The sequence below is a fragment of the Saccharothrix xinjiangensis genome (assembly GCF_039527585.1).
Taxonomy (GTDB): Bacteria; Actinomycetota; Actinomycetes; order Mycobacteriales; family Pseudonocardiaceae; genus Actinosynnema; species Actinosynnema xinjiangensis.
Window position 1 is genome coordinate 79,668 of the sequence record NZ_BAAAKE010000006.1, and the last position, 23,791, is coordinate 103,458.

Annotated in this window: 17 protein-coding genes and 1 pseudogene; 9 read left to right on the forward strand and 9 right to left on the reverse strand. The window is 73.2% G+C overall.

Features of this window, described 5'->3' with window-relative positions; all coding sequences use genetic code 11:
- Positions 1 to 248 precede the first annotated feature (248 nt).
- Positions 249 to 1,538 (reverse strand): cation:proton antiporter, encoded by a 1,290-nt coding sequence (locus ABD223_RS15815; RefSeq protein ID WP_344036980.1) that lies wholly within the window; start codon positions 1,536 to 1,538, stop codon positions 249 to 251.
- Between the two features lie 266 nt (positions 1,539 to 1,804).
- Here ABD223_RS15815 and ABD223_RS15820 point away from each other — a divergent pair, with 266 nt between their 5' ends.
- Together ABD223_RS15820 and ABD223_RS15825 are read left to right on the forward strand one after the other, a co-directional pair.
- The gene (locus ABD223_RS15820; protein ID WP_344036981.1) at positions 1,805 to 3,745 is read left to right on the forward strand and encodes a cellulase family glycosylhydrolase; all 1,941 of its coding nucleotides are present in this window, start codon (positions 1,805 to 1,807) and stop codon (positions 3,743 to 3,745) included.
- A gap of 280 nt (positions 3,746 to 4,025) precedes the next feature.
- Positions 4,026 to 7,217, forward strand: coding sequence for a LamG-like jellyroll fold domain-containing protein (locus tag ABD223_RS15825; protein ID WP_344036982.1), 3,192 nt, complete (start codon positions 4,026 to 4,028; stop codon positions 7,215 to 7,217).
- Positions 7,218 to 7,258: 41 nt separating this feature from the next.
- Here the strand turns inward: ABD223_RS15825 and ABD223_RS15830 are convergent, their stop codons facing one another.
- Positions 7,259 to 8,182, reverse strand: a complete 924-nt coding sequence (locus ABD223_RS15830) for an FAD-dependent oxidoreductase (protein ID WP_344036983.1) — start codon at positions 8,180 to 8,182, stop codon at positions 7,259 to 7,261.
- 245 nt (positions 8,183 to 8,427) lie between these two features.
- Here ABD223_RS15830 and ABD223_RS15835 point away from each other — a divergent pair, with 245 nt between their 5' ends.
- The 4 genes from ABD223_RS15835 to ABD223_RS15850 all read left to right on the forward strand — a co-directional run bounded on the left by ABD223_RS15835 (position 8,428) and on the right by ABD223_RS15850 (position 13,697).
- Positions 8,428 to 10,041, forward strand: a complete 1,614-nt coding sequence (locus ABD223_RS15835; RefSeq protein ID WP_344036984.1) for an alpha/beta fold hydrolase — start codon at positions 8,428 to 8,430, stop codon at positions 10,039 to 10,041.
- A gap of 115 nt (positions 10,042 to 10,156) precedes the next feature.
- On the forward strand, positions 10,157 to 10,447 hold the full coding sequence (locus ABD223_RS15840; protein WP_344036985.1) for a hypothetical protein: 291 nt from the start codon (positions 10,157 to 10,159) through the stop codon (positions 10,445 to 10,447).
- A gap of 267 nt (positions 10,448 to 10,714) precedes the next feature.
- On the forward strand, positions 10,715 to 11,728 hold the full coding sequence (locus ABD223_RS15845) for a TerC family protein (RefSeq protein ID WP_344036986.1): 1,014 nt from the start codon (positions 10,715 to 10,717) through the stop codon (positions 11,726 to 11,728).
- A gap of 121 nt (positions 11,729 to 11,849) precedes the next feature.
- Entirely contained in the window at positions 11,850 to 13,697 is a 1,848-nt protein-coding gene (locus ABD223_RS15850) for an ABC transporter ATP-binding protein (RefSeq protein WP_344036987.1), read from the forward strand.
- Between the two features lie 149 nt (positions 13,698 to 13,846).
- On the opposite strand, the gene ABD223_RS15855 is transcribed toward ABD223_RS15850, so the two are convergent.
- Both ABD223_RS15855 and ABD223_RS43535 read right to left on the reverse strand, forming a co-directional pair.
- A complete protein-coding gene (locus tag ABD223_RS15855) occupies positions 13,847 to 15,991 on the reverse strand; it encodes a SpoIIE family protein phosphatase (RefSeq protein WP_344036988.1) in 2,145 nt (714 codons plus the stop codon).
- 217 nt (positions 15,992 to 16,208) lie between these two features.
- Positions 16,209 to 16,457, reverse strand: a pseudogene (locus ABD223_RS43535) (cytochrome P450); the annotation flags it as partial.
- Between the two features lie 24 nt (positions 16,458 to 16,481).
- Here ABD223_RS43535 and ABD223_RS15860 point away from each other — a divergent pair.
- A complete protein-coding gene (locus ABD223_RS15860; RefSeq protein ID WP_344036989.1) occupies positions 16,482 to 16,769 on the forward strand; it encodes a hypothetical protein in 288 nt (95 codons plus the stop codon).
- Positions 16,770 to 17,147: 378 nt separating this feature from the next.
- Positions 17,148 to 17,522 carry an ATP-binding protein gene (locus tag ABD223_RS15865; protein WP_344036990.1) on the forward strand — a complete coding sequence of 125 codons (375 nt, stop codon included), beginning with the start codon at positions 17,148 to 17,150 and terminating at the stop codon, positions 17,520 to 17,522.
- A gap of 738 nt (positions 17,523 to 18,260) precedes the next feature.
- Here ABD223_RS15865 and ABD223_RS15870 read toward each other — a convergent pair.
- Both ABD223_RS15870 and ABD223_RS15875 read right to left on the reverse strand, forming a co-directional pair.
- Positions 18,261 to 18,833: a hypothetical protein gene (locus tag ABD223_RS15870; RefSeq protein WP_344036991.1), complete on the reverse strand. Its 573-nt coding sequence runs from the start codon at positions 18,831 to 18,833 to the stop codon at positions 18,261 to 18,263.
- A gap of 121 nt (positions 18,834 to 18,954) precedes the next feature.
- The gene (locus tag ABD223_RS15875; protein ID WP_344036992.1) at positions 18,955 to 20,127 is read right to left on the reverse strand and encodes a cytochrome P450; all 1,173 of its coding nucleotides are present in this window, start codon (positions 20,125 to 20,127) and stop codon (positions 18,955 to 18,957) included.
- Between the two features lie 360 nt (positions 20,128 to 20,487).
- Between ABD223_RS15875 and ABD223_RS15880 the strand changes: the two genes are divergently transcribed.
- Complete coding sequence (locus tag ABD223_RS15880) at positions 20,488 to 21,312, forward strand: bifunctional DNA primase/polymerase (RefSeq protein ID WP_344036993.1); 825 nt, start codon at positions 20,488 to 20,490, stop codon at positions 21,310 to 21,312.
- A gap of 54 nt (positions 21,313 to 21,366) precedes the next feature.
- Here the strand turns inward: ABD223_RS15880 and ABD223_RS15885 are convergent, their stop codons facing one another.
- The 3 genes from ABD223_RS15885 to ABD223_RS15895 are packed head-to-tail and all read right to left on the reverse strand — an operon-like array spanning position 21,367 to position 23,788.
- Complete coding sequence (locus tag ABD223_RS15885; protein ID WP_344036994.1) at positions 21,367 to 22,155, reverse strand: SDR family NAD(P)-dependent oxidoreductase; 789 nt, start codon at positions 22,153 to 22,155, stop codon at positions 21,367 to 21,369.
- 33 nt (positions 22,156 to 22,188) lie between these two features.
- The gene (locus ABD223_RS15890; protein WP_344036995.1) at positions 22,189 to 23,058 is read right to left on the reverse strand and encodes a DUF4231 domain-containing protein; all 870 of its coding nucleotides are present in this window, start codon (positions 23,056 to 23,058) and stop codon (positions 22,189 to 22,191) included.
- A gap of 46 nt (positions 23,059 to 23,104) precedes the next feature.
- The gene (locus ABD223_RS15895; protein ID WP_344036996.1) at positions 23,105 to 23,788 is read right to left on the reverse strand and encodes a carbon-nitrogen hydrolase family protein; all 684 of its coding nucleotides are present in this window, start codon (positions 23,786 to 23,788) and stop codon (positions 23,105 to 23,107) included.
- Between the last annotated feature and the right edge of the window lie 3 nt (positions 23,789 to 23,791).

Below are 23,791 nucleotides of genomic sequence, written 5' to 3' on the forward strand. Positions count from 1 at the left end.
GTCTTGGAGCGGCCGACCGGCGGCGTTGTCCCAGGGGCTGTCGTGGATCAGGATCGGTGCAGGTCAGGGAGGGACCTGAAGGGGAACGGGGGAGGTTCCACGCCCGTCCGGGGACCGAGGTGGTGCGCCGGGGCGAGGTGGGACGTCACACCTGCTCCGGCGCGCGGCCGGGCACGGCCTCGCCGGACCGGCTTCGTCAGGTCGGGAGGTCGAGCCGGGAGATCGAGTCGGCAGGTCGGGTCGGGGGGTCAGACCGGCGTGTCCGCCGCCTCGTCCGGGTGGCCGTTCCGCCTCGCCTCGCGGTCGCGCCGACGATCCAGCACTCGCATGACCGGCGTCGCCGACAGGCCGTGCAGCACGATCGAGCCGATCACCACCAGCGCCACCACCCGCCAGATCGCGCCTTCCTCGGCGAAGTGGCCCTCCTCCAGCGCGTAGGCCACGTAGAACAGCGACCCCACCCCGCGCACGCCGAAGAACGAGATCGCCATCCGCTCACGCGGCCCGGTGCGACCGCCCGCCAGGCCCACCAGGCCGGCCACCGGGCGCACCACCAGCAGGACCAGCGCCGCGAGCAGCACCTCGCGCCACCCCGTGCCCGCGAGCAGCCCGGACGCCGCCGCGCCGCCCAGCAGGATGATGATCAGCACGGTGAGCAGCCGCTCGATCTGCTCCACGTACTGGTGCAGCACGTGGTGGTAGTCGTGGCGGCGCTCGGCGGCCCGCACCGTGCAGGCGCACACGAACACCGCGATGAAGCCGTAGCCCTCCACCAGTTCGGCGACCCCGTAAGCCAGGAACGTCGCCGCCAGCGCCACGAACCCCTCGGCGTGCTCGGCCAGTCTGAACTTCTTCGACGGCGCGGAGAAGAACAACCGGCCCAGCAGCCACCCGACCAGCAGCCCGATGCCGACGCCCGCGGCCAGCCGCCACAGCACGTCGACCAGGACCCACTCGGGCAGCCAGCCGCCCGGCGCCAGGCCGACCGCGCTGATCGCCACGGCCGCGTAGGTGAAGGGGAACGCCAGCCCGTCGTTCAGGCCCGCCTCGGAGGTCAGCGCGAACCGCGCCTCGTCCTCGTCGAACTCCGGGTTCTCGGCGGGCTCGGCTACCTGGACCTCGCCGGCCAGCACCGGGTCCGTGGGCGCCAGCACCGCCGCGAGCAGCACCGCGGCCGCCGCGCCGAACCCGAGCAGCCCCCAGCCGAGCACCCCGACCGCCACCATGGTCAGCGGCATCGTCACGCCCAGCAGCCGCCACGTCGTGGCCCACCGCCGGCGGCCGACTGGTCGGTTGAGCGCCAGCCCCGCGCCCATCAGCGAGATGATCACGCACAGCTCGGTCAGGTGCACCACGAGCGGTCCGTGGTGGAGCGGGTCGACGTCCGGCAGCGGGTCGGCCACGCCGAACGCCAGCGCGCCCGCGCCCAGGAACACCATCGGCATCGAGATCGGCGCCTTCGCCAGCAGCCGGGGCAGCAGCGCCGCGGTCAGCGTGACCAGGCCCGCACCCGCGTACAAGGCGGGGCCGAGTTCCACCGGAGTACCTCCTGGGACGTCGTGTCGGACCAGTCAGGTACCCGGGCCCCCGCCGGCAAAACACCAGAACGTGAACGGTGCTCGTCACCTGATCGGACCAGTGGTTCCACAGAGGACAACTGTGCGTGCGGGGATGTTGCCAAACGGGGGTGGATGCCTACACTACGCCGGGCTGGGAGCGCTCCCAGAAACACCGCCGCCGGAGCGCGACCGGCGCAGCCGCGTCGAAACCGGGTTCCAACGTCGGAAGGTCGGGACAGCAGCACATGAGAACGACAGGTTCAGGCCAGGCGCGGTGGCGCCGGGCGGCGGCGCTCGTCGCGGCAGCGGCGCTGGCGGTGTCCGCCCACGCGGCCGCCACGCCCGCCGCCGCGGCAGCTCCCCAGGAGGACTGGCTGCACGTCGAGGGCAACCAGATCGTCGACGAGGCGGGCAACCGCGTCTGGCTGACCGGCGCCAACTGGTTCGGCTTCAACGCCACCGAGCGGGTGTTCCACGGCCTGTGGTCGGCGAACATCGCCGAGGTCACCAAGTCGATGGCCGACCGCGGCATCAACGTCGTCCGGGTGCCGATCTCCACCCAGCTGCTGCTGGAGTGGAAGAACGGCCAGGCGGCCGCGCCCAACGTCAACACCTTCGTCAACCCGGAGCTGACGGGCCTGAACAGCCTCCAGGTGTGGGACCACTGGCTCCGGCTGTGCGAGCGCTACGGGCTGAAGGTGCTGCTGGACGTGCACAGCGCCGAGGCCGACAACTCCGGCCACGTCCACCCCGTCTGGTACAAGGGCACGGTCACGACCGAGCTGTTCTACCAGGCCTGGGAGTGGGTCACCGAGCGGTACAAGGATGACGACACCATCGTCGCGATGGACGTCAAGAACGAGCCGCACGGCACGCCGAACCAGCCGCCGCGCGCCAAGTGGGACAGCTCCACCGACGTCGACAACTGGAAGCACGTCTGCGAGACCGCCGGCAAGCGCATCCTGGCGATCAACCCGAAGGTGCTGATCCTGTGCGAGGGCGTCGAGGTCTACCCGCGCGCCGGCGAGACCTGGCAGTCGCCCGACACCGACCCCGACCTGTCGCCGAACTACCACCACACCTGGTGGGGCGGGAACCTGCGCGGCGTGGCTCAGCACCCGGTCAACCTCGGCGCGAACCAGGACCAGCTGGTCTACTCGCCGCACGACTACGGCCCGCTGGTGTTCAACCAGCCGTGGTTCGACAAGCCGTTCACCAAGGAATCGCTGATCAACGACGTGTGGCGGCCGAACTGGCTCTACATCCACGAGCAGGGCACTGCGCCGCTGCTGATCGGCGAGTGGGGCGGCCGGCTCGGCCAGGACGAGCGGCAGGACCGGTGGATGGCCGCGCTGCGCGACCTGATCGTCGAGGAGGGCCTGCACCAGACGTTCTGGGTGCTCAACCCGAACTCCGGTGACACCGGCGGCCTGCTGCTCGACGACTGGAAGACCTGGGACGAGACCAAGTACGCGCTGCTCAAGCCCGCCCTGTGGCAGCACGGCGGCAAGTTCGTCAGCCTGGACCACCAGGTCCGCCTCGGCGGCGAGGGCAGCACCACCGGCATCAGCCTCGGCGAGCGCTACACCGGCGGCGACCCGGTCGACACCACGGCCCCGAGCGCACCGTCCGCCGTGACCGTCGGCGCCATCACCTCGTCGTCGGTCGCGCTGTCGTGGCGCGCGGCGACCGACGACGTCGGCGTGGTCGGCTACGACGTCTACCGCGGCGCCACCAAGGTCGGCGCCGCGTCGGGCACCACCTACACCGACACCGGGCTCAACCCGAACACCACCTACACCTACGCGCTGCGGGCGAAGGACGCGGCGGGCAACCTCTCCACCGCGTCCGCCGCGGTGACCGCCACGACCCAGCCGGGCACGGGCGGCGGCGGTTCGGGCTGCACCGCCACCTACCGCGCGGCCAACAGCTGGCAGGGCGGCTTCCAGGCGGAGGTCACGGTGACCAACACGGGCACCCCCGCCCTCCGCGGCTGGAGCGTCGAACTGGCCGTCGCGAGCGGCCGCACCATCACCAGCCTGTGGAACGGCACGCTGACCGGCAGCACGGTCACCAACGCCGCCCACAACGGCTCCCTGGCGCCCTCGGCCGGTGCGACGTTCGGTTTCGTCGCCAACGGCCAGGCGACCGGCGGCGTCACCGTGGTGAGCTGCACCGCGAGCTGACCCGCCGGACCGGGCGCGGCCGGACGGCACCCCCGTCCGCGCCCGGTGCACCACCGGGGCCGGTGCGACCAGATCCGCGGTCGCACCGGCCCTTCGTCGTCCCGCCACCCGCCCCTCTGCCCTCCTCACCCCAACTGGCCTGGACCTCTGGCGGAAGTTGGGCGATCCTGCCGTGGGAGCGCTCCCAAATGTGAAGTTTGTTGTTGTCTTCTGAGCGGCGATGTGGATAGATGAGCGGAGCTGTGATGGGTCTCACCGCCGAGCCCGAGGAGAAACCCGCATGCGCCCTGCCCACCGGCTTTTCGTCCTCCTCCTGAGCCTCTTCCTCGTCCCTGCCATAGCCCTGCCCGCCAGGGCCGAGCCCGCCGAGGGCGACCCCGCACCGCTCGTGCACGGCCTGAAGGGCGAGTACTTCCGCATGTCCGCGCCCGGTGCGCGCGACTTCGCCGAACCCGGCGGCACCACGCTCGACCCCGACGTCGACTTCAGCGACCTCACCAGCACGTTCGCCGCCCTGACCGGGCGCACCGAGCACACCACCGCCCGCTGGACCGGCAGGCTCACCGCCCCGGCCACCGGCGACTACACCTTCCACGCCATCGGCGACAACGGCTTCCGCCTGTTCCTCGACGGCAACCCGGTGATCGACCACTGGGTCGGCGACTGGGACGTCGAGCAGCACAGCGCGCCGATCCGCCTGGAAGCCGGCCGGGAGCACGACTTCCGGTTGGAGATGTTCCAGGACGTCGGCGGCGCGAACATGCACCTGCGCTGGTCGACCCCCGCGCTGGCCAAGCAGCCCGTGCCCGAGTCGGCCTTCCTGCCGCCCACCGACTTCCCGGTCTACCCGGTGCGGCCGACCGCCTCGCGCGACCGCGTCGAACTCGACTTCGACCGCCCGGTGACCGCCCTCGGCGCGCTCACCGCCCACCTCAAGGTCGAGGTGGACACCGTCCCGTTCCCCCTGGGCCGGGCGAGCCTCGCGCGCGGCGACCGGACCAAGGTCGTCGTCGAGGTGCCGGCGGCGATCCAGCGGGGCCAGCGCGTCCGCGTCACCTACGACGGCGAGGGCGGCCTGGCCGTCGCCGGCGAGGCGGTGCCGGAGATCATCCGCAACGCGACCAACACCTCCACCCACCGGCTCAAGACGCCGTGGGGCGAAGAGGTCGACACCAACCGGCCGCTGCCCGAGTACCCGCGCCCGCAGCAGGTGCGCGAGGACTGGCTCAACCTCAACGGCCCGTGGGAGTTCGCCGCCGCCACCGCCGGGCAGCAGCCGACCTTCGGCGAGCGGCTGCCGGAGCGGATCATCGTGCCGTTCCCGGTCGAGTCGCAGCTGTCCGGGCTGGAGCGGCACGAGGACCACATGTTCTACCGCCGCACGTTCACCGTGCCCGGCAACTGGGGTATCGGGCGCGGCCAGCGGCTGAAGCTCAACTTCGGCGCGGTCGACCACCACGCGAGGGTGTGGGTGGACGGCACGCTGGTCGCCGAGCACACCGGCGGCTACACCGCGTTCACCGCGGACGTCACCGACGCGCTGCGCGGCGGCGGAAAGCACGAGCTGGTCGTCGCGGTCACCGACACCACCGGTGACAACCAGCCGATCGGCAAGCAGTCGCGCAGGCCCGGCGGCATCGTCTACACGCAGTCGTCCGGCATCTGGCAGACCGTCTGGCTGGAGCCGGTGCCCGACAGGGCCGTCGACGACGTGAAGACCACCCCGGACATCACCGCGGGCACCCTCGCGGTCCGGGTGTCCTCGGCGACCGCCACGACCCGCGCCACGGTCAAGGTCACCGCCCGCGACCACCGCGGCAAGCGGGTCGGCGAGGTCACCGGCCGCCCCAACGCCGACCTGACCCTGCCGGTGCCGAACCCGCGCCTGTGGACCCCGGAGGACCCGTACCTCTACGACCTCGACGTCAGCCTCGTGGACGGGTCGAGCCGGGACGCCGTGAAGAGCTACTTCGGCATGCGCTCGGTCGGCGTGCAGGAGGTCGGCGGCTTCCCCAAGCTGGTCCTCAACGGCAAGCCGGTGTTCTCCCTGGCGATGCTCGACCAGGGCTTCTGGCCCGACGGCCTGAACACCGCGCCCAGCGACGAGGCCCTGCTGTTCGACCTCAAGGCGCAGAAGGACCTCGGGTTCAACGCCGTGCGCAAGCACATCAAGGTCGAACCCGCCCGCTGGTACCACCACGCCGACAAGCTGGGCCTGCTGGTGTGGCAGGACTTCGTCAACGTCAACGTCACGAACGAGACCGGGCAGCAGGCGTTCCTCACCGAGGGGCGCCGCGCGATGGAGCAGCTGCACGACTCGCCCTCGATCATCGGCTGGATCGTGTTCAACGAGGGCTGGGGCGAGTGGGACCGGGAGGAGACGGGCCGCATCGCCGAGTCGGTCAAGGCGGCCGACCCGTCCCGGGTGGTCAACGCGCACAGCGGCGTCAACTGCTGCGCGTCCAAGGGCGACTCCGGCAAGGGCGAGGTCATCGACCACCACGACTACCTCAACAACCACGCGCCGTGGCCGGACGCCACGCGGGCGGCGATGGACGGCGAGCACGGCGGGTTCACCCTCCGCACGCCCGGCCACCAGTGGCCCGGCGCGCCCGCCGCGATCTACAGCGGGGTGGCGGACAAGGCGGCGCTGACCGCGAAGTACGCGTCCAACACCGAGACCTACTACCTGGAGGGCGCGGGCGCGGAGCTCTCCGGCTCGGTCTACACCCAGATCACCGACGTGGAGACGGAGCTGAACGGCTTCTGGACCTACGACCGGCGTGAGATCAAGGTCGACCCAGGGCCGGTGCGCGAGGTCAACCGCCGGGTGCTCGCCGCGGGCGCGGCCGCCGGGCAGCGGGTCTACCCGGGCCGCGGCACGTGGTCGCTGGACGGCAACGGCGACGACACCAGCGGCAGCGGCAACCCGGTCGCGCTCAACGGGGACGCGGCGTACGCGCCGGGCCCGCGCGGGCAGGCCCTCAGGTTCGACGGCGACGGCGACTTCGCCGGCACCACCGGGCCGGTCCTCGACACGCGCGGCAGCTACACCGTGTCCGCGTGGGTGGCCCTGGACGCGCTGCCGGGCAACTACGCCACCGCGGTCAGCCAGGACGGCCGGCGCACCGAGAACCCGTTCTACCTCCAGTACGGCCAGGGCAACTTCGCGTTCAGCACGCCGGGCGGCCGGCGGGCCACCCACGCGGTGAACCCGGAGTTGGGCCGCTGGTACCACCTGGTCGGCGTGCGCGACGAGGCGGCGGGCGAACAGCGCCTGTACGTCGACGGGCAGCGGGTGGCGACCACCCCGGCGGGACCGGACGAGGTGAGCACCGGTCCGCTGACCATCGGCCGGGCGAAGTACGCCGGTCGGCCCACCGACCACTGGCACGGGTCGGTGGACGAGGTCCGCGCGTTCGACCGGGCCCTCGGCGACGCCGAGGTGGCCGGGCTGCACGCGAACGGCTGAGCGACGGGCGGTGGGCCGGGGGAGCCCGGCCCACCGCCCGCCTACAGCAGGGCCACCACGTCGGCCGCGCACCCCCAGGACAGCGTGACGCCCGCGCCGCCGTGGCCGTAGCAGGACACCACCACCCGGCCGTCGCGGACGACCCGGTCCAGCCGCACGGTCGACCGGGCGGGCCGCAGCCCCACGGCCCGGCTCACCACCGGCGCCCCCCGCAGTTCGGGCGCCAGCTCGCCCGCCCGCGCCAGGATCGCGGCCTCCACCTCGGGCGACGGCTCCACCGAGTGCTCGCCCCGGTCGGCCGTGCCGCCGCACACCACGTCCGCCGCGCGCGGCACCACGTAGGTCAGCCCGGCCGGGTTGTCCTCGTCGATCAGCCAGTCGGTCAGGCCCGGGTTGGCCACCCGGACGACCTGGCCGCGCACCGGCAACAGCCCGTCGTCGCCGACCAGGCCGCCCGACCGCAGCCCGGCGGCGACCACGACCGCGCCCGGCACCTCCGCCAGGTCGCGCACCTCGCCCACGACCGTGCGCACCCCGGCCGCCGCCACCAGCCACGCCAGGTACCGGTCCATGTCGACCACCGGCAGCGTGCACCGCGTCGCGCTCACCACCCCGGCGGGCAGCCCCTCGGCGACGGTCTCCGCCGATGGCACCGCCCCCGTCCACCACAGGTCCGGCGACGCGGTGCGGTGCAGCACCAGGCCGGACCGCGGCGACACCCCGGTGCCCGGGTCCTCGGCGAGCGAGCCGAAGGCGCGCAGCGACTCCGCGCCCCACCGCAGCACCGCGTCGGCGGGAGCGGCCGAGTAGGGGAACCACACGGCCGCCGCGACCGCGGACGTGGTCCGCTCGGGCGGGTCGGAGGTGATCACCGTGACCTCGTGCCCGGCGCGCGCCAGCTCGTGCGCGCACGTGTACCCGATGACCCCGCCACCGATGACGGTGACTTCGAGCGATGTCTTCACCGGGACATCATGACGGCTCGTCGCACCCCCCGTTGAAAGCGGTTACGAAGCACGCCCCGGATCACGGTGAACACTTCCGGGAAAAATGATATGGCGCTTTCGGCAATCCGCGCCGACCTCGATTCACCCACTCATCCGATGAGTTCCGCGTCACAGCAGGCACCAGACTTTCGGACCTTTCGACGCCATTGCCGCCTTCCCTAGCTTTTGGGTGCCGTCCTGACTGGATGAGGGGGAAACAAGAGATGACAAGCAGGGTGAAACGGCTCGCCACGGCGGTGGGCTCCGCCTTGGTGGCCGTGTCCGGCCTGGTCGCGGTCGCCCCCGCGGCCTCGGCCGCGGGTCTGACCGAATTCCACGAGCAGGACGTGAACTGGGCCGCGTGCGACGGGTTCGCCGAGTTGCGGTGCGCCACCATCACGGTCCCGCTGAACTACAAGAAGCCGAACGCCGAACGCTTGCAGGTGGCCATCAGCAAGCTGCCCGCGAAGAACCCGGCCAAACGCCGCGGCGTGCTGCTGCTCAACCCCGGCGGACCCGGCGGCGCCGGCCTCGACATGCCGCTGTACTTCGAGGCCAACCGGATCGCCGAGAGCTACGACCTGATCGGGTTCGACCCGCGCGGCGTCGGCAAGTCGAGCCCGCTGCTGTGCGAGGCGGCGGACCAGGTCGGGAACCTCACCACGCGGCCGACCGACGCGGAGTTCGCGAACTGGACCGCCACCGCGCGGGCCGCCGAGGACGCGTGCGCCCGTGCCGCGGGCGGCATCCGCCCGTACATCAACACCCCGAACACCGCCCGCGACATGGACGTCATCCGGGCCGTGCTGGACGAGAAGAAGATCAACTACCTGGGCTTCTCCTACGGCACCTACCTCGGCGCGGTGTACGGCACCCTGTTCCCGGCCAAGCTCGACCGCAACGTGCTGGACTCCTCGGTGCACCCGGAGTGGATCTGGCGCGAGCAGTTCAAGGCCCAGTCGCGGGCCATCCGCGACAACGTGGACGAGTTCTTCGCCTGGGTCGCCGAGCGCGACAGCCGCTACGGCTTCGGCGCCACGGCCGCCGAGGTCTTCGCCACCAGCGAGGACCTGTCGGCCAGGCTGGCGGTCGAGCCGTGGCAGGGCTACGTCGACCAGAGCACCTGGGACGTGGTGGTCGGCAGCAACGCCCGGTACCGCGAGATCTGGGACCTGCTGGCCGAGGACATGGCGCTGATCCGGCGCGACGTGCTCGGCGAGGAGGTCGCGCCCGAGCTGGTGTCGGACGCGGCCAGGGCGACGAAGGCGCTCTACGAGCTGGGCATCGCCCAGACCGTGCCGGGCGTGTTCCAGACCGTCACCTGCGAGGCCGACTGGCCGACCGACCTGAACACCTACTACGACGACATGCGGCGCTACCGGGACCAGTACCCGTACGGGTTCGGCGTGCTGCGCGCCGCGCCGACCGAGTGCACGTTCCGCACCTTCAAGCCGACCGACAAGGTCACCGACCTCAAGCGGACCAGGTACCCGGTCGGCCTGGTGGTCCAGGCGGACTCCGACCCGCAGACGCACTACGACGGCGGGCCGGCCATGGCGACCAGGCTGAACGACGCGCTGGTGTCGGTGTCCGACGAGGGCACGCACGGCCTGTACGCCCGCAACGAGTGCGTCACCGCGCTGGTCGACCGCTACCTGGTCGACGGCGTGCTGCCGGGCAGCCGCGCGGAGTGCCCCGGCGCGCCGCGCCCGGACGTCCCGGCCGACGGCGCGTTCGCCGCGAGCGCCGACGCCGAGCGCCCGACCCCAGCTCTCGACCTGGAGTCGCGGGTCCGCGACTTCGTCGACGAGAAGAAGTTCAAGGGCCCCGGCTACTGACGCGGGCCCCGGTGGCCCGGACCGCTGGTGGCGCGGAGCCCCTCGGTGGCCCGGACGGCACCCGCCGTCCGGGCCACCGGCGCGTCGTCGGGCGGTCGGCGGGTACACCGCACCCATGAGCACAGCGCCGGCGGTCGCCGCGTCCAGCCAGTGGGTCGACGAGGACGGCGTGCGGCAGCCGTCCGGTGACGTGCACGCGTGGACGCCGGGCACCAACCAGACGCTGTGCGGGCAGGCACTCGGCCGCAGCCGGCTGGCCCGGTTCCAGCACGTGGGCTGGGCGGACGCCGTGTGGCTCGAACAGACGTCGGACCACGGCCTGCACCTGTGCCCGAAGTGCGTCGCCGCCACCACGCCGAGGGCGCAGCGGGGCCGGCGCTGGACGCGCGTGCGCCCGCGCCCCTGAGCGGGTCGCCGGCGCGGCGGTCAAGGGTCCCGCTCGTGCCCGGCGGCCACCCGGTCGGTCGACGGGCGAACGGTCGCCGCGGCGCAGATCACGGAACGCCCCGCCGGTGGGTGAACCCGGAGGTCATCGGGCCTCACGAGATGCGCGTCGCTCCGGGATGCGATCCCATCTCGGTGTGCCCTCGGTGCGCCGGTTGGCGCAGCGGCACCGTTTGCCTCTAATGTCCGATTCGTACGCGACGGGTGATCAGGGAAAGCGAGGAACCGGGTGCTTGAGATCGACGCCACCACCTGGGTGGTCACCGTGGGGCTCATCCTGGTGCTGCTCGCGGTGGACCTCGTGCTCGCCGCGGTCCGCCCGCACAAGGTCGGCTTCGCCGAGGCCACCGCCTGGTCGGTGTTCTACATCCTGGTCGCCATCGGGTTCGGCGTCTGGATGTGGATGGCCCACGGCGGTGAGTTCGGCACCGAGTACTTCGCGGGCTACATCGTCGAGAAGTCGCTCTCGGTCGACAACCTGTTCGTGTTCGTGATCATCATGACCACGTTCGCGGTGCCCGAGGAGCACCAGCACAAGGTGCTGACCTTCGGCATCGTGCTGGCGCTGATCATGCGCGCGATCTTCATCGCCGTCGGCGCCACCCTGCTGTCGCTGTTCTCGTTCATGTTCCTGCTGTTCGGCCTGCTGCTGATCTTCACCGCCGTGCAGCTGTTCCGGCACCGCAACGAGGACCCGGACGTGGAGAACAACGCCGTCGTGCGCACCGCCCGGCGCCTGCTGCCGCTGTCCACCGAGTACCAGGGCGGCAGGCTGTTCACCCGCGAGAACGGCAAGCGCGTCGGCACGCCGCTGGTCATCGTGCTGGTCGCCATCGGCGGCATCGACCTGCTCTTCGCGCTGGACTCCATCCCGGCCGTGTTCGGCGTGACCGAGGAGCCGTTCATCGTCTTCGCCGCCAACGCGTTCGCGCTGCTCGGCCTACGCGCCCTGTTCTTCCTGGTGAAGGGCCTGCTGGACCGGCTGGTCTACCTGTCGACCGGGTTGGCGGTCATCCTCGGGTTCATCGGTGTGAAGCTCATCCTGCACTGGGCGCACGTGGACCTCTCGCCCGACGTGCCCGAGATCCCGACCCCGGTCAGCCTCGGCGTGATCGTCGCCATCCTGGTCGTGGTCACGGTGGCGAGCCTGCTCAAGACCCGCCGCGACCCCGCCGCCAAGGCCCACCCGGGTTCGCTGCGCGCCGCCCGCCCGAAGGGCGAGGAGGACGGCGGCACCCGCTGACGACGGCTCGGCGCGGACCGCACCGGGCGGGTCCGCGCCCGCCGATATTCGATCGCTCCGGACGCACCCGCTGCGGCAGCATGGCCGGTCCCGACTTCGCAACCCCTCCGGAGGGAGACGGATGACCGCGCCCGGCGCACGTGGCGACGCGGAAAAACCGGACCAGGACCCACCCACCAGGAAAACGGCCTTACTGCTCGCGCTGCGCTACTACTTGTTCGAGATCAAACGCCAGAAGAAGACCGCGTTACCCGCGCTCCTCCTGCCGGCCCTGGGCAACATCTGCCTGTACTACCTGCCGCCGCTGGTGATCGCCGCCCTCGCGGGCCGCATCGCCTCCGGCGCGGAGATCGACACCGCCGCCGCGCTGCCGTACGTGCTGGGCTTCGCCGGCCTGGTGCTGCTGGCGGAAACCCTGTGGCGGATCGGGATCCACTGCCTCAACCGCATCGACGGCCGAGGCATCGAGCACCTGTCCGTGCTGGGCGTGGACGAGCTGCTGGCCAAGGACGCCGCGTTCTTCCACGAGAACTTCGCGGGCTCGCTCACCAAGCGGGTGCTGAGCTTCGCCGGGAGGTTCGAGCAGTTCATCGACGCCCTGGCCTTCTCCGTGCTGGCCAACGTCGTGCCGCTGGTGTTCGCATCGGTGGTGCTGTGGAGCTACCACCCGGTGCTGGTGCTCGTGCTGATCGGCCTCATCGCGGTCACCTGCCTGGTCGTCATCCCGCTGATCCGCCGCCGCCAGCAGCTGGTCGACCAGCGGGAGGCGGCCATCGCCCGGGTGTCCGGCCACGTGGCCGACACCCTGTCGAACATGGATGCGGTGCGGGCCTTCGCGGCCGAGGACCGCGAGGGCGCGGAACACCGCGAGCGCGCCGCCGAGCAGCGCCGGATCACCATCCGGTCCTGGGACTACGCGAACCTCCGCATCGACACGATCATCGCGCCGATGTCCGTGCTCACCAACGCGCTGGGCCTGCTGCTCGCGGTGGGCCTGAGCGGCGGGGCGCTCGGGGTGGAGGCGATCGTGGTCGCCTTCACCTACTTCACCAACGCGACCCGGATCATGTTCGAGTTCAACAACATCTACCGGCGGCTGGAGAGCTCCCTGACCGAGGCGGCCCAGTTCGCCGAGCTGCTGCTCACCCCGTCGGAGGTGGTGGACCCGGTGGAACCCGTGCCGCTGCGCCCGACCACCGCCGAGGTCCGCTTCCAGGACGTGACCTTCGCCCACGCCGGCGCGCCACCGCTGTTCACCGGCCTGGACCTGACCGTGGCGGGCGGCAGCCGGATCGGGCTGGTCGGCCGGTCCGGCGGCGGCAAGAGCACCCTCACCCGGCTGCTGCTGCGGCTGATGGACATCCAGGGCGGCCGAATCCTGATCGGCGGCCAGGACATCGCCCAGCTGCGCCAGGCGGACCTGCGCAGCCTCATGGCGTACGTGCCGCAGGACCCGGCCATGTTCCACCGGACCCTGCGCGAGAACATCGCGTTCGCCCGACCGGGCGCCACCGACGCCGAGGTGCGGAACGCGGCGCGAGCCGCGCACGTCACCGAGTTCGCCGAGGCCCTGCCCGAGGGGTTCGACACCCTGGTCGGCGAGCGGGGCGTCAAGCTGTCCGGCGGTCAGCGCCAACGGGTGGCGCTCGCGCGGGCCATCCTGCGCGACGCGCCGATCCTGCTGCTCGACGAGGCGACCAGCGCGCTGGACTCGGAGAGCGAGGTCCTCGTCCAGGAAGCCCTCTGGCAGCTCATGGACGGCCGCACCGCGCTGGTGGTGGCGCACCGGCTCAGCACCGTGGTCCGCATGGACCGGCTGGTCGTGCTCGACCACGGCCGGATCGTCGAGCAGGGCACGCACGACGAGTTGCTCGCGTCGAAGGGCGCGTACGCGCGCCTGTGGCGGCACCAGTCGGGCGGCTTCCTCGAAGACACCGGGGCGGAGTTGTCCACTGTGGATTCCCAGTAGGGCGCAGCGGGCGAACCGGCCGGCCTCTGAACGGCCTCTGGTCGACCTCTGACCAGTCTCCGGCGGGCCTCCGACCGACCTCGCGGGCCGCTGACCGACCTCCGGCCGCCGCCGCGCCGGGGTCGGTCGGATCGCCCGGGTCGGCCGGATCACCCGGGCAGATCAGGCGGGCCGGTTTGATCGGCCCGGTCGAGCTGATCGGTTTGACCGGGCAGCTCGGTCCGGTGCCGCAGGTCGGTCAGCGCCAGCACCTGCCCCGCCGCGCTGTCCGCCTGCGCGATCAGCTCGACGTTCAACTCGGCCGCGACCTCGTGCAGCAGCCGGACCCCGGCACTGGCCAGGTGCGTCACCCCGGTCAGGTCGACCGCCAAGGGCCGCCCGCCACCGCGGCTCGCGTCGAGCAGGGCGGTGTGCAGCAGTTCCACGGTCTGGGCGTCGACCGGCCCGCGCACCGTCAGCACCGGGTGCGGTCCGCGCCGCAGGTCGATGGTCAGCGCGTCCGCGGAACGGGCCGCGCGTCGTTCCGGGTAGTCGAGGTGCGGCACGCGGGTCAGCCTGAAGGCCATCCGCGCGGTGGTGCCCCCGTCGGCCGGTTCCACCTCCACCCGGTCGGCGAAGTGGCGCATCAGCGCCAGCCCGCGCCCCCGCCCGCCCGGCGACTCGGGCACGGGCCGCCACCGGCCCCGGTCGGTCACCGCGAACTCGGCGAAGCCGTCGTCGGACAGGTGCGCGTCGACCACCACCTCGCCCGGCCCGTCGGCGTAGGCGTGCTCGACGGCGTTCGTGACCGCCTCGCCGATCGCGTGCTGCACCGCGAACGCCCGGTCGTCGTCGACGTCCAGTGCCGCGAGCCAGTCCGCGACCCCGTGCCGCAGCCACGTCAGCGCGGCCGGCTTCGCGGGCAGCTCCAGGTGCAGGGGCGGCTGCCGCCGGTCCAGGAGGTGGGCGACGAGGACCGTCACGTCGTCCTCGTACCCGAGCCGACCCAGGCGCTCCACCACGGCCGCGCACAGCCGGTCGGCCGGGTTCGTCGGCGACGTGCCCGCCTCGTCGGCCGGCCGGCCCAGCGCGTCCGCGGACGCCTCCACCAGCGCCGACAGGCCGTCCGCCAGCGGACGTCCGGAGCGCTCGACCAGGCCGTCCGAGTACAGCAGCAGCGCGTCGTCCGGGTCGAGTCGGTCGCGCCACAGCGTGCTCGTAGGCCTGCCGACGCCGAGCGGGGCGTCGTGGCCGGGACCCGCGAGGAACCGGGTCGTGCCGCCGGCGGAGACCACCAGCGCGGGCGGGTGCCCGCGGCTGACACCGCGCAACTCACCGGTCGCGGTGTCCAGCTCCACCAGGCACACCGTGGCGGCGCGGGTCTCCGGCAGGCGCGCGGCGAAGGCGTCCAGCTGCGCCACCACCGCCTCGACGTCCGCGCCCGACCACAGCGCGTTCAACGCGACCGTGCGCAGCTGTCCCATCGCGGCGGCGGCGGCACCGTGCCCGACCACGTCGCCGACGAGCAGGACCACCCGCCCGCCCGTCCGCCCGGCCACTGGCCCACCCGTCCGCCCAGCCACGGGCTCACCCGCGCGCGAATCCGCCCGCTCACCAGCCGCCCGACCCGACGACCGCTCCGCCGGCCCTTCTGCCTGCGCTTCCGCCCGCCGCGCGGCCTGCCCGCCTGCCTGTTCTTCCTGTCCTGTTTCTCGTGCTCCCGAGATGGGCACGGCGTCGAACCAGTCGCCTCCCGCTGCCTGCTCGTCGTCCGCGACCACGTACCGGGCGGCCAGCCGCACGCCGGGCAGGACCGGCAGGACGTCGGGCAGCAGGGCGCGTTGCAACGTGTGCACCACGTGTTGCGCGGCCTGGTGGTGCTGCTCGGCCCTGCGTCGCGTGGCCATCTGCCCGGTCACCTCCACCACGTGCACGACCACCCCGGTGACCGCGCCGTGCTCGTCATGCGAAGGCAGACAGGTGAGGGTGGCGAAACCCTCCTCCGTCCGCCCGTCGCCGTTCCGGTCGCCCGGCACCCGCCGCTCGTCGCCCACCACTCTTCGACCACTCGCGTAGCACTGCGCGATCAGGTCGAAGACCTGGTGACCGGCCGCCTCCGGAACAGCCTCGCGCACCGGCCGGCCGACGAGGTCGGGCCGGTGGCCGACGGAGGCGCGTGCCGCGCGGTTGGCCGCGACCACCACCAGGTCGGGTCCGCGGAACGCCCACACCGCGGCGGGCAGGTCCTCGAAACAGGCCACGACGGCAGCCGGGTCGCCCGCCTGGGTGAGCGTCGACTCGGGATCGAAATCCATGATCGGCCCAGCCTAGGGTCGTGAGCGCGGCTCTGCTCGTCAGGGCTGGAGGACCGGTGCGCGCGATCGGGTCCTCGCAAGCGGTTCGCGGTGCCGCCCGCCGCGACCACGACCCGGGGTCATCGTGCCGTGGTCGCCGCGCGGGGGTCACTGTGCCGGGGTCGCCGCGCCGGGGTCGCGGTACCGGGACTGCCGTGCCGGGGTCGCCGTGCCGGGATCACCGTGCCGGGGTTCGCCGGGTGGCGCGCATCCGCAGGTGGTGGGGGCGCAGCACCACGGACGCGGCGGCGCGCACCTCCTCCTCGCCGGGCGGGTGGGTGAGGCGCCAGTGGGCCGCGGTGGAGGCCAGGGCCAGGGTCGCCTCGACCAGGCCGAACCGGTCCCCGATGCACTTGCGCGCCCCGTGGCCGAAGGGCAGGAACGCGGTGCGCGGGGGAGCGGGGCGCGCGTCCGGGTCCCAGCGGTCGGGGTCGAACCGCCGATCTCCTCGGTGCCCGCCCGGAGCCGGTCGCGGGAGCGGGCGAAGCGCAGGTTGACCGGGATCGGCAGGCGGATCAGCGCCGGGGGCGGGAGCATCCTGGGCAGGGTGGTCGAGACGAGCGCGTCCGCGTCCCGCCGGAACTGCCGCAGCCGCGCGGGCGGGAGCGTGTCGGAGAACATGGTCGCGGTCAGCACGGTCGTGGTCAGCCCGGCCATCTCGGCGCCCACGTCGAGCACTTGCCCGTCGTGCCAGGAGTCCAGCTGGGCGGTGATCCGGCCCGACGTGGTGCGCCCGTAGGCGGGGAACCGGTCGGCGTGGAACGCGGGCTGGAGCAGCCTGCCGGCGCCTCCGGCGGCGCGGCCACCGACGTGACCCCCGGCACGGCCCCGTCCGGGCACAGCGCGGCCACCGACACGTCCTGCGGGACCGCGGTGGCAGCCAGCGGCCGATAGCCCGGTGTCGGAGCCTTCGTGCCGACCGGCTGGCGTCGGTTGCTCCGCGCGGGACCTGGGGGCATCGCTCTGACACGTCTCCTTTCGCTGGATCGCAAGACATTCGTCAGGTCCGGTTGTGGGCGCGCGTGGGAGGCTCGTACGTGTCCTCCCTCGCGACCCGCCAGCCGGTACCGGTTCACCCGCTCGACGCTGTCCCGCTCGACACCATTGGGCGTGAGTCGTGACCGCCGGCAACAACACCGCCGTGCTGGTCGTCCAGGACGAGGACACCACCTCACCCGCTGACGTCGCCGCGTGGCTGCGCGACCGGATCGACGGCTGGCCCGCGCCGGACGTGCTGCTCGTCGGCGTGGTGGTGGGGGAGTTGTTCGACAACGCCCGGCAGCACGCCTCACCGCCGTTCGTGATCGAACTGGTCCTCGACCGCTGGCGCGAACGCCTGGTGGTCAGCGTGCGCGACCGCGCCCTGCGCCCGAGCGGGTCGTGGCAGACCGCCGCGGGGCTGGCCTTTGTCGCCGCGCTGTCCGAGCGCTGGGGTGTGGTGTCGCAGGGACGCAACACGACCGTGTGGGCCGAGATCGCCTTCCGGGATTGACAACCGCTTGGACCGACAACCGCTTGAACTGACAACCGCTCGGGCGGAGCCGAACCTCGCCTTGGCTGTTCACCATCCTGGCTGTTCGACATCCTGACTGTTCAGAATCCTTCATTGCTTCAGTGTTGCTTGAAGGCAACACTGCGAAGAGCGTTGTGGCCGGTCTCGCCGACCTGTCACAGACGGCCTCAACGGCGCAACCAAAGACGAGCGCGGGGTCACGGTAAGGCCTCTCGGAGCCCGCTCCAGCGTGGTGCTTGGCCGCTCGTGGTGCGGTCGATCGGGTCGATCCGGGGCACCGTCGGGGTGATCCACGCGCCGCGGTCCGCCTCCGCCGGTCGGCCATCGTCCATTGTGTACAGCGTGGCGAAGGCGCCTGCGGTGAGCGCGCCGACGCCCAGGCCGAGCAGTACGACTAGGGTGGATTTTCTCCTGCACGACATGGGTGTTTCCTGGTAGATGCGGGATCGGGGCGGGAGGCGTCCGGCGCGGCGGGAAGCGTTGCGGCGTAGGAGGTTTCGGGCGGCCGGCGACCGCGGTCGAACGGTAAGGGGTGAGGACGACCGCCCTCGGAATCGGCGCTACGGCAGGGGAGCGCCTGCTGTGATCTTAGCGTGGGGCTTTGTGCCGCAGGGGTTTTCGGGTGTGAGTGAACTCGATCGTGTTACATCGGGACGGCGGCGGCCGAGGGCGAGGCAGCGACTGGAGGGAACGTGGCGGCTGAGGGCGGCCCGGCGGTCAAGGGCGGTCGGCCTGCTGGAGGCGGCCGTACAGGCGGGGGTCGCCGCTGCCCGTGAAGTAGTCGGCGAACACCCGTTCCGCCGATGCCAGCGGCAGCAGCGCGCCGTCCCGTTCGAGGGCCTGCTGGATCACCGGCAGGTCGCCGGGGTGCGCGCCCAGTGCCACGACCACTTCCGCGACCTGCTCCGCCTTGACCTGCGCGCCGATCCGCGCCAGGCACTCGCGCACCGCGAGCGCGTCGGCTCGCGCGATGCGGGCGCCCAGCTCGGCCGTTCGTCGCGGGTCCGCCGCCAGTGCCGCCGTCAGCGCCGTCGCGAACCCGGTCCCGGTCACCTCGTCGCGCGCCGCGTCGCCGAAGTCGGACACCAGGACCAGGGACAGCACCTCGTAGGCGGTCCGCACGCGTTCCGCGCCGATGGACCTCGGGTCGAGCCGGAACCCGCGCACCAGCCGTTCGGCCACCGCCACCACGTCTCGCCTGCGCACCACGTCGTCGGCGTTGGCGTCGAACAACCGCAGCCGGCGCGTGAACCGTGCGACCAGGTCGCCCTCTGCCATGAACAGCCCCATCGCGACTCACGGTGCCACAACGTCGATGCGCTCCGTGGCGACCCAGCCGTTCATTCCCTGAAAGAGTGAACCCATCACCCGGTTACCCGAGTGCGGTCCGGCGAACCGCGCCGTGCTCGGGTCAGATCGCGACGCGCAGGCCGCGCAGCTCGTAACCCGCGATCTCCTCCTTGAACGTCACCCGCGGCGCGTTGGTCATCCGCAGTCCTTCCTGGGCGAACAGCCTGGTCAGGAACGCGTCGGTTTCCAGCACCGCGATGTGCGAGCCGGGGCAGCGGTGTGCTCCGTCGCCGAAGGTCAGCCCGGTCGCGGCGGTGCCGTCGGCGAGTGGGCGGCCGGGCCGCGCGGCCAGTGGTTCCGGTCCTGCCGCGTCGGGGTCGAGGTTGGTGGTGTGCACGTCCACTTGGACCAGCGCGCCCGGGGGCACGGTCACCGGTCCGTCCGGTCCCGGCAGCTCGACGGGTTCGGTGGTGCGCCGCCGCAGGTGGCCGATCACCGGTTCCAGTCGCAGCAGCTCGTGCAGCACGGCGAACCGCCCCGGTTCGTCCGCGGCCAGGTAGCGGGCGCGGAGGGCGTCGTCGGTGAACAGGTGCCAGGCCGAGACCACGACGAACTCGCGGGTGGTGACCATCCCGGCCGCGGCGAAGGTCAGGCACTCGCCCAGGACTTCGCCGCTGTGGCACCCCTCGTCCAGCAGGTGCGAGATCAGGTCGTCGCGTCGCCGGGTCCGGCGGGCGCGCACGGCCGGTCGCACGTCGGCGAGGTAGAACGCCGACCAGTTGTGCACCTGCCGCCCCACCCAGTAGAGCCCGCGCGGGCTGGTGAACCCGGGTGTGCCGAACCGCTCGGGGAAGAACCGCTCCAGTCGCGCCTGGATGCCTGGTCTGCTCTCGGTCAGCCCGATCACCGCCGAGGTCACGTCGATCGCCAGCCGGAAGGCGAGGTCCGCCAGGTCGACCTCGCCGGCCGCGCGCAGTCGCCGCACCTGGTCGTCCGCGACGCGTTCGGCGATGGGCCGGTAGGTCTCGTCCACGCGCCGGGGTGTGAAGAACCGGGCGGTCTGGCGGCGGTGTTCGCGGTGCTCGGGCCCGTCCCGGTAGAGCACCGGTCGCCGGACGCGGGCGGGCATCCGCTGCACGGTTTCCACGCCCAGCCCGGCCTGCACGGTGCCGGTGGCGCGCAGGAACGCCCGTCCTGCCGCGTAGCCGGTGATCCGCCACGTCCCGTCGGGGTCCTGTCGGACGGGGCAGCCCACGTCGGTGCTGCCGCGATCGACTTTGCGAGCCTCGTCCACGGGCGCCTCCGGTGATCGACCTCCGAGCGTAGGGCCGGCGACCGGCGGCGAGCCAGGGTGCGTCCGAGGGGTGTGCCCGGGTGGGCGTGCTCGTACCGGGGTCGGGGGTGGATCACGGTCGGCAGGTTCGGGGCGTGGGGGCGGTGGGGGTCCGGGTCGGGTCGGAACGGAACGGGTTCTTGGTGCTGCTCGCGGCGACCGCGTGCGCCGACTGCGCCGGACGTTCGCCGCGCACCGCGTTCGGCTACCCGGAGCGACCTGCGTGGAACGCCCTCCCGGCGGTGTCGCGGACCCCTCGGGGCGGGCACACTGGATGCGGCAGCGGTGCTTCCCCCGCCGCGCGACCGGGAGGGGGAGCGCATGACCAGGTACCGGGAGGCGTTGGCCGCGGCGGCGCGCGGCTGGCCGGTGATCCCGTTGCGCCCGCACGGGAAGGCGCCCGCCCTGCGGGGCTGGGAGCGCGAGGCCACGACCGACCGCGACCGCATCCGGCGGTGGTGGGTCCGCCGCCCCTGCAACGTCGGCATCGCCTGCGGTCCGGCCGGGTTGCTCGTGGTCGACCTGGACGTGCCCCACGGTCGCGAGGCGTTCGCCCGCCGCGCCTGGCAGCACGGCGCCGAGGATCCGCGGGACACCTACAGCGTGGCCACGGCGGGCGGGGGAGAGCACCGGTACTTCCTCGCCCCGGAGGTGCCGTTGGGCAACACCGTCGGCAAGGTGGCCCCGCACGTCGACACCCGCGGCATCGGCGGCTACGTGGTGGCCGCGGGTTCCCGCGTCGGCGACCACCGCTACCGGGTGTTGCGGGACCTGCCCGTCGCGCCCGCGCCGGGTTGGTTGGTCGACGTGCTCGCGCCGCCGCCGTCCGAGGAGGTCGTCGACATCCCGGTGCAGCGCTCCTCGTCGCGCCGGGTCGGCGCTTATCGGGATGCCGCGGTGGCCGGCGAGCTGGACCGGGTGCGGGGTGCGCGGCCGGGTGTCCGGGCCCACGTGGTGTTCACGGCCGCCTGCCGGTTGGGCGAGTTGGTCGGCGCGGGCTGGCTCGACGAGCGCGCCGCGGCGGACCTGCTGCTCGACGCGGCTTCGGCGCACGACGGGGTGGAGGGCTGGACCGGTCGGGAAGCGCGCCACCACATCGGCAACGGTCTCGCGCTGGGCCGCCGCCGACCCCGCGCGCTGCGCTGACCCCAGCTGTCCACCGGCTGACCACCGGCTGAAGCCCTCAGCACTGCCCCGGATCTAGCCCTCGGCGCGCCGGCGTCGGCGCTCGCCCAGCCGTCGCAGGACCTCGATCGCCCGCAACCCCACCGTCGGCACCGCGGCGCCCGCCCGCGCCATCACCGCCCGGTGCGCCGGCACCGCCCGCACCAGGCGGCGCCCGTCCAGCATGCCCACCGCCCGGTCGGCCACCTCCGCCGCCGTCAGCAGCCCTCCGATGGAGGAGAACAGCACCGCCGAGGCCGGGTCCGACCGGACCTCCCGGACCATGTCGGTGTCGGCGGCGTCCGGGCAGCACGTCAGCACCCGCACCGGCACCCCGGCCCGCGCCAGGTCCCCTTGCAGGCCCAGCCCGAAGTTCAGCACCGCCGCCTTGGTCGCCGCGTACAGCGCCAGTCCCGGCACCGGGCCCAGCGCCGACATCGACGAGACGTTGAGCAGCGTGCCGCCGTGCCCGCGCATCGCCTCGACCGCCACCCGGCTGCCGTGCACCACGCCCAGCACGTTGACCTCGACCAGCCGCCGCACCGCGTCGTCGTCGTGCTCCCACGCCGCGCCGGTGACCAGCACCCCCGCGTTGTTCACCCACAGCGACAGCCGGCCCAGGTCGGCGGCGCGGGCCGCGACCTGCCGGTGCGCCGCCGGGGCCCGGACGTCCGCGACGACCCCGAGCCCGTCGAGCCCGGCCGCCGCGGCGGTGACCGACTCGTCCACGTCGGCCAGCACCACCCGGTACCCGCGCCCGCGCAGCCGCCGCGCGATCTCCAGCCCGAACCCGCGCGCCGCCCCGGTCACCACCGCCACGTCCACCGGGCGACCCTAACCACGCCGGGGTCGCGCCGCTCACTGGTCGGAGGGCCGCGTGTTCAGCCACAGCGTGCGCTCGTCGGTCATGACGCCCTCGGCCTGCGCGACGGCGGCCGGCCACTCGTCCTCGTCGACGTCGACCAGGTGGTCGTGGACCAGCGCCAGTTCGGCCGCCGCCCTGCCGTACGCGCTGGCCAGCGCGGAGTGCCGGCGCAGGCCCAGCCACGCGGCGCCGCCCGCCACGGCCGCCGCCATCACACCGGACAGGTCGAGGTCCCACAGCCCGGCCAGCCGGCACGCGGCCAGCCCCAGCGCGGTCAGCTCGCCCACGACCAGCACGAGCCGCCACAGCAGGGCGCGCCGCTCGTTGGTCCTGGCCTTGTCGGCGTACCACCTCTTCTGGTCCAGCACCCGTTCGGCCAGGTACGCGGCGCGGCGCTGGGCGAACGGCCGGGCCCGCAGGCCGGTCATGCCGGGGGTGGCGCAGGGGTCGTCGGAGCCCAGGGCCAGCCGGCCCTCGCCGGTCGGCAGCACGGCCGCGACCTGCCGCCGCAGCTCGGTCCGCGCCTGCTTCGGCGGCACGGTCGCCGGGAACGGGTCGCCGCCGACGGCGAACCGCCAGGCCAGCGTCTTCACCGACTCGGCGACCGCGCGGCCGTTGAACCAGTCCCGTTCGGGGTGGGTGGCCAGCAGCACGATCTCCACCGCCAGCGCGACCGCGAAGCCGGCGACCGCCACGGCCGCCCAGAACTCGAACGACCCGATCTTCCAGGGGAGCGCGCCGCCGACCGCGGCCGCCACCGTCGCCACCAGCCTGATCCGGTTCCACCGCAGGGTGCGCCGCTGCCCGCGGCGCGCCGCCGCGTCGGCGTCCTGGAAGAAACCGGGTAAGTCGGAGTTGGTCATCCACCCTCCCGCACCGGGACGCCCGCGTCCCCGCTGATCGACCGGGTCACCGCCTGCCCAGCACCGCCGAGGCCACCGCCCCGACGCCGGGGCCCGCCGTCGCCACCGGTTCGCCCGAGGGGTCCCAGATCCCCGAACCGCCCGCGGCCCGCGAGAACCCCTCGCCGGTCGAGCCGGCGAAGCTCGCCGTCGCCACCCACACGCCGTGGTCGCCCGCGACGCGCCGCGCCCGCTGGTCGACCACCCCGCCGTCCTCCTCGTGCTCCAGCACGCCCGCCACGTAGGCGTCGACGCCCAGGGCGGCGGTGTCCGCGGCGTGCCGGGGCACGCCGGTGTCGCGGCACACGGCCAGGCCCAGCCGCACCCCGTCCACCTCCACGACCGCCGGCCCGGGGCCGGGTTCGAAGCACACCGCCTCCAGCGGGCCCAGGCACACCTTCCGGTACGCCACCCGCGCGCCGGAGCCCGACACCTCCAGCACCCCGATGGACGGTCCCGCCACCGGGCCGCCCGCCAGCGCCACCGAACCGGTCTCCGCGCACGCCCGCACCAGCGGTTCGAGCAGGTCGAACGACACCTCGGGCGCGTCGAAGTGGTAGCCGGTCAGGGACATCTCCGGGAACACCACCACGCGCGCGCCCGCCGCGCGCACCACCTCCGCGTGGGCCTGCGCGTTGGCGGCCACGTCGTAGGCGGTGCAGCGCGGCTGCGCGACGGCGATGGTGATCACACC